This window comes from Actinophytocola sp., from assembly GCF_050699915.1.
Classification (GTDB): domain Bacteria; phylum Actinomycetota; class Actinomycetes; order Mycobacteriales; family Pseudonocardiaceae; genus Actinophytocola.
Genome location: NZ_JBOHGA010000103.1, coordinates 15,249 through 20,679 on the forward strand (window position 1 = coordinate 15,249; position 5,431 = coordinate 20,679).

The window sequence follows — 5,431 nt, forward strand, 5'->3', positions numbered from 1 at the left end:
GCCTGATCCGGCGGCACCGCACCATTTTTGTCAGACCCCCCACGTAACTTCCCTGCCATGACCAACAACGTGACTTCCCCCGACGGCACGCTCATCGCCTACGACCTGCTGGGTGCCGGTCCGCCGGCGATCGTGGTCGGCGGTGCGACATGTGACAGAGCCAAGATGGCGAGCGTATGTGCCGAGCTCGCCCAGCACTGCACGGTGGTCAACTACGACCGCCGGGGCCGGGGCTCCAGCGGGGACACGCAGCCATACGCGGTCGCCCGCGAGGTCGAGGACCTGGCGGCGCTGCTGGCGGAGGTCGGAGGGTCGGCCTTCGTGTACGGCCATTCGTCCGGCGCCGGGCTCGTGCTGCACGCGCTGGCGGCGGGCTTGCCCATCGCTCGAGCCGTGCTACACGAGCCCCCGTTTGGCGGTGCGGACATGGCGGAGGAGACACGCTCCGCCGCCGGTTCGCTGACCGCGTTACTCGAGGCCGGCCGTCGGGACGACGCGCTGGCCATGTTCTTCGCCATCACCGGCGCACCGTCGTCGATGGTCGACGAGTGGCGCGGTGAGCCATGGTGGGCCGACACCGTCGCGCTCGCCCACACACTCGCCTACGACTCGACGATCATGGGTGACGAGACCGGCGGGACGGTCCCGCTCGACCTGGCGCGCAAGGTCACGCCCCCGACGCTCGTTCTTGTCGGCGGCGAGTCCCCGGAGTGGATGATCGCCGCCGACCGTGCACTGGCGGACGCCCTGCCAGCGGGGCAGTTCCGTGTCCTGGAAGGAGAGGAGCACGTAGTGGCACCCCCGGTGCTGATCCCAGTACTGCACGAGTTCTTCACGAAGGAGGTAGCCAACGACTGACCCCTACCGACGCCGAAGCGAGGTGCGTGCGACGGGCAGCCCGAACGACCGGCGGTGTTTCGGCAGATGCGCACGGCTGTCCATGGCCGAACGTGCTTGCGCGCGAGATCGACGTGATCGTGCCATTAGTACTGGCTCGGCGCTGCGGGATCGGAACCCAGCCGATTTCGATGCCGGTCATCGCGGCGCGGGCGGCGGCGAGTAGCCCGGGCAGCGTGTCGGCAGTGCGTTCCGTTTGCCGGAGTGTGGGTAGGCGCTGGGCGCTCACGCGCGAGGAGCGGTGGCGGCCCCACCATGCTGACTCGGCGCTGCGATCGGGATGACTCAGCCGATCCCGCAGCCGGCCAGTGCGGCGCGGCGGCGAGTAGCCGGCAGCCGGACGGCGTGTCGAGGGCTGCGCACCGGCGGCCCACCGACCGACCAGCGCTGCGCGCTCGTGCGATGAGCACGGGACGGCGCGACCGGCGCTGGCTCGGCGTTGCTGGATGGGATGACTTGGCCGATCGCTGTCGGGCCGTACGCGAGCGGGTGGAAACCGAACGGCAGCGCGGGACTGGCGGTGACCAGCAGCGCACCCGATGACGCCGGTCGTTGTGGCTAAGGGTTGTCACGTAACGGGTGGTGTGGCTGGTGGCGCCGGGTGTTGAGGTCAGTTGGCGTGGATGATGTTGTGGAGGTGGGCGATTCCGGATATCGCGTCGGCCAGTGTGCTTGCGGCTCGTCGGTAGTCGCGCAGGATCTTCCAGCACGTCATGCGGGCCAGGGTGTGCTCGATCCGGGCTCGGGTCTTGCGGTGGGTGGCGTTCAGGTCTTCTTCTGTCCAGTCCGGCAGATCGTTGCCGTCGCGGGGCTTTCGGAACGGCATCACCTCGGGGTTGCCCTGGTAGCCGCCATCAGTCATCTCCGGCCGGCCCGCCAGCTGTTGATCGGTGCCGGAGGTGCGGTAGACGGTGCAGTCGGTGCGGTTGCCGGGTTGCGGGTCGCCGGTGGCGATGACCAGGCGGGTGTCGGCGTCGATCGCGACCTGCACGTTCGACGAGTATCCGGTAGTTCTTCGACGGCGCCGCCAGCCGGTGCGCTGCGGAATGCGACACGCCGAACAACGGTCCGAGCTGGCGCATGGTCAGGTTCGTTCGCCAGTAGGTCGCGACGGGCAGCACTCGATCAGGCAGGTCCAGCCGCCACTGCCGACCTGGCCGCCCGTCCGCGATCTCGTCCCCACCACGCCTGGCCACCACCCGCACCAGCTTCCGGAACTGGCCCGACTCCAGGCCCGTGAACGGGGCAATCCACTCCGACCGCGACGCCGTGATCACCTGCACCACGCCATTCAACTAACGGCGCACCCAAACCCACACCGGGTTACGTGACTGCGACCCTTAGGGCCGCGAGCGCCCGGCGGCCTGTCGGCGGCGTCCCGATGCTGGTCGATGTGGCGCAGGCGACGGGATCGCCGGGTGGCGTGTCGGTGGAGACTCGTCCGGTGGGCTTGGCTGCGCGTGTGCCATGGCGAGGAACCGCGATGGCGCCGATGAGCGGGACTCAGCTGATCTCGACGCCCGTCAGTGTGGCGCATGCGGCGAGTAGCCCGTCCTGCACGCGCGGGTCGTGCGCCGCGGGATGACTGTCGCGCGGCTGGCGGTGATGGAAGTAGCCGCCGGTGCCCTTGGCCGCCGAGTCGTCGCTCGTCGCCAGCCAGGTTTGGGTGGTGGCGCCCTGCGCCATGTCGTCCGGTGCGCCGCGGCCGCCCATCCGGGTGGGCACCCACCCCGGGTCGACCGCGTTCGACGGGACCGACGGCCAGCGGCGCGCGATCCCGAACGCGAGCACGGTGTCGTACAGCTTCGACTCGGCGTAGGCCCGCGAGCCGTTCCAGCGCCTGCGCTCCCACTGGAGGTCGTCCAGGTCCGGGTCGACCGAGCGGTGCATGCCGGAGCTGAGGTACACGAGCCGGGCAGGCACGGGCACGAGCGCGGTGAGCAGGTACGGCGCGAGCACGTTGATCGCGAACACGTGCGCCAGCCCGTCCGCGGTCACCACGCGCCGGGGCTCGCGGTAGCCGACCGCGGCGTTGTGGATCACGGCATCGAACGGCCCGGCCGCGGCCGCCTGCTCGGCGACCTTGCGCGTCTCGTCGATGCTGACCAGATCGCCGACCAGCACCGCCGCGACCGCGGGGGCCGCCGCACGCGTGTCGGCGGCGCGCGACTCGTTGCGCGCGTGCAGGACCACCTCGTGTCCTTCGTCGAGCAGCCGGCGACCGGCCATGAGCCCGAGCCCATCGGCAGATCCGGTGATCAGTACACGTGCCATGTCTCCACGATGCCCGCGTCCGCGCCCGGCTAGCTCGCGACCTCGTCCAGGCGGTACATCAACCGCTGCGGCGTGTCCTCGCCGAGCGCGAACGGGGAGTCTGGCCACTCGTCGGGATCCCGCTCGTCGAGCAGGTCGGCCGCCTCCAGCATCCACGTCGTGGCGCCGGCGGAGACCAGGCCGGGCGTGTCGGCCAGGGCCTCGACGCCGCCCGCCTGCTGGATCTGCTGCAGTGCATCACCCAGGTCGGTCACGTCGGCGGCGTCCTCGGAGTCTTCGGAGTCCTCGGCGGGATCCCAGCTCTCGTAGTACGCCTCCTTGCCGGCCTGGATCACGGCCAGCTCGTCGGTCACCACGAAGTCCGCCCGGTGCAGCACGGTCACCGTCGCGCCCGGCTCGGCCGCCTCCTCGGACGACTCGGACGAGTCGGAGTCCTCGTAATCTTCGGCAGACTCATCGGAGGACTCGTCGGACTCGTAGTCCTCGTAGGAGTAGTCGTCCTCCTCGTCCAGGCCGAGCGGCGGCACGGTGCCGGTGAACTCGAACTGCTTGTCCGCGTACACGGTGGCCGCCGCCTCCAGCTGCTCACCGGCCTCCGCGATCGCCTCCACGTCGGCGTCCGTGCCAGCCATCTCCAGCAGCGCCGCGCTGTGCTGGCGGATCGCCTCGACCAACTCCGCCGCCGCGGTCCGGAACGACTCGCGGGCCTCGTCGGTCCACTGCGTATCGGCCACGTCGAGCTCGAACATTCGCGCCTTGTCCCCTCACCGCGGCCTCGGGGCGGGCCGCACCGCGCGCGACGCTACCCGAGCCGGATCACCACACCGCCGCGAGGAGGGCGACGGCCGGCGGCACCGCCTGCGCTATCGAGCCACCGATTCCCGCCCCGCGCGGCCGGCTCAGTGCGAGCCGGTCGGACGCGAAGAGTGCCACCCCGGCGGCCGCCATGAACGCGCACGTGTACAGCACCAGCGCCCGCCCGACGGCGACCTCACCGGACCACCACAGGACCACTCCGACCACCGTGCCCGACGCCAGGAACAGGTTGTAGAACCCGACGTTGAACGCCCACAGCCGCGCGGCCGGCACGTCGGCGGTCGGGATCCGGAAGATGTCCCGGTGCACGCCGGGCCGGCCGAACACGACGACCTCCCACACGAACGCCAGCACATGCACGGCCGCGGCGACGAGGGCGAACACCTGCGCCACGGCGGTCACGTCAACACCTCCACTCCGTACCGGCCGGCCACTGTCTCGACCGACAGGCCAGCCGCGGCGCTGCGAGCGAGGTCGGCGAGGAACTCGCCCATCCCACCGGTCAGGCTGACCACGAGGAACCTGGCCGACGGCGTGAGCACCGTGAACGTGTTCAGCGCGCCGGCTGGGATGGCGATCGACGCGCCCGGAGCGAGGTCGAAGCCCTCGTCGTCGACCTGCACCAGCAGGCGGCCGTGCAACAGGTAGAACGCCTTGCCCCACGGCTCGCGGTGCGGCGGCCCGGCCAGCCCCCGCTGTGCGTCGACCTCGAACAGCTCGTAGCCGCCACCCGTGTGCCGGGCGCCGACCTTCACGGTGAGCGTCGCGTCCGGAGCGACGATCTCGTCGCCCTCGCCGGCCGCGCTGTGGTGGACCAGTTGTGCCGTCATGCCATCGACGCTAGGCACGAGCCCGCGGCCGGTCGATCCCAGGAATCTGGGATATCCACTACCAGTCTGACCAGGTCATACTGGCCGCATGTTGGAGAGCCGGTCGCGTCGCGTGCGGCAGGAGGTCACCGCGCTCGCGACTGCCGGAGCGGGCGTCGCCGAGCTGCACGCCGCCGCGATCGAGCTGGTCGGCCGCGAGGTCGGCACCGAACTGACGTGCTGGGCGATGATCGACCCCGAGACACTCACGATCGGCTCGATGACCAGCGGCGACACCCGCATCCCGGCGCGCTACGAGCCGCTGCTCGCCGAGGCCGAGTACTCCCGCACCGAGCCACACCGCTTCGCCGAGCTGGCCCGCCGCGGCGCGCCGGTCGCCCGACTGTCCGAGCTGACCCGCGCCGAGGCCGCGCGCAGCAGCAGGCTGCACGAGATCTGGCGGCCGCTCGGGTTGGACCACGAGCTGCGCGTGATGTTCACCGTCGGCGGCGAGTGCTGGGGCGGTGGCGGCCTGGTCCGCGCCGGCTCGGACTTCACCGAGCGGGAGGTCGAGTTCCTCGGCGCGGTCGCCCCGGCGGTCGCCGCCGCGACCCGGCTCGCGGTGCGCGCCGAGG

General features: G+C 71.2%; 5 protein-coding genes and 2 pseudogenes. 2 read left to right on the forward strand and 5 right to left on the reverse strand.

What is annotated here, in order from left to right; genetic code table 11:
- Window positions 1–57: 57 nt before the first annotated feature.
- A complete protein-coding gene (locus tag ACRDSK_RS18950; protein ID WP_431442419.1) occupies window positions 58–858 on the forward strand; it encodes an alpha/beta fold hydrolase in 801 nt (266 codons plus the stop codon).
- 649 nt (window positions 859–1,507) lie between these two features.
- On the opposite strand, the pseudogene ACRDSK_RS18955 reads toward ACRDSK_RS18950, so the two are convergent.
- The 5 genes and pseudogenes from ACRDSK_RS18955 to ACRDSK_RS18975 all read right to left on the reverse strand — a co-directional run bounded on the left by ACRDSK_RS18955 (window position 1,508) and on the right by ACRDSK_RS18975 (window position 4,817).
- Window positions 1,508–2,180 (reverse strand): annotated as a pseudogene (locus tag ACRDSK_RS18955) (transposase family protein).
- Between the two features lie 220 nt (window positions 2,181–2,400).
- Window positions 2,401–3,171, reverse strand: coding sequence for an SDR family NAD(P)-dependent oxidoreductase (locus ACRDSK_RS18960; protein WP_431442420.1), 771 nt, complete (start codon window positions 3,169–3,171; stop codon window positions 2,401–2,403).
- Between the two features lie 29 nt (window positions 3,172–3,200).
- The gene (locus ACRDSK_RS18965; RefSeq protein ID WP_431442421.1) at window positions 3,201–3,920 is read right to left on the reverse strand and encodes a hypothetical protein; all 720 of its coding nucleotides are present in this window, start codon (window positions 3,918–3,920) and stop codon (window positions 3,201–3,203) included.
- 67 nt (window positions 3,921–3,987) lie between these two features.
- The gene (locus tag ACRDSK_RS18970) at window positions 3,988–4,389 is read right to left on the reverse strand and encodes a DUF1304 domain-containing protein (protein ID WP_431442422.1); all 402 of its coding nucleotides are present in this window, start codon (window positions 4,387–4,389) and stop codon (window positions 3,988–3,990) included.
- Complete coding sequence (locus tag ACRDSK_RS18975; RefSeq protein ID WP_431442423.1) at window positions 4,386–4,817, reverse strand: cupin domain-containing protein; 432 nt, start codon at window positions 4,815–4,817, stop codon at window positions 4,386–4,388. The genes ACRDSK_RS18970 and ACRDSK_RS18975 overlap by 4 nt, the downstream gene beginning before the upstream one ends.
- Window positions 4,818–4,905: 88 nt before the next feature.
- On the opposite strand from ACRDSK_RS18975, the pseudogene ACRDSK_RS18980 reads away from it, so the two are divergent.
- A pseudogene (locus tag ACRDSK_RS18980) lies at window positions 4,906–5,431 on the forward strand (helix-turn-helix transcriptional regulator); the annotation flags it as partial.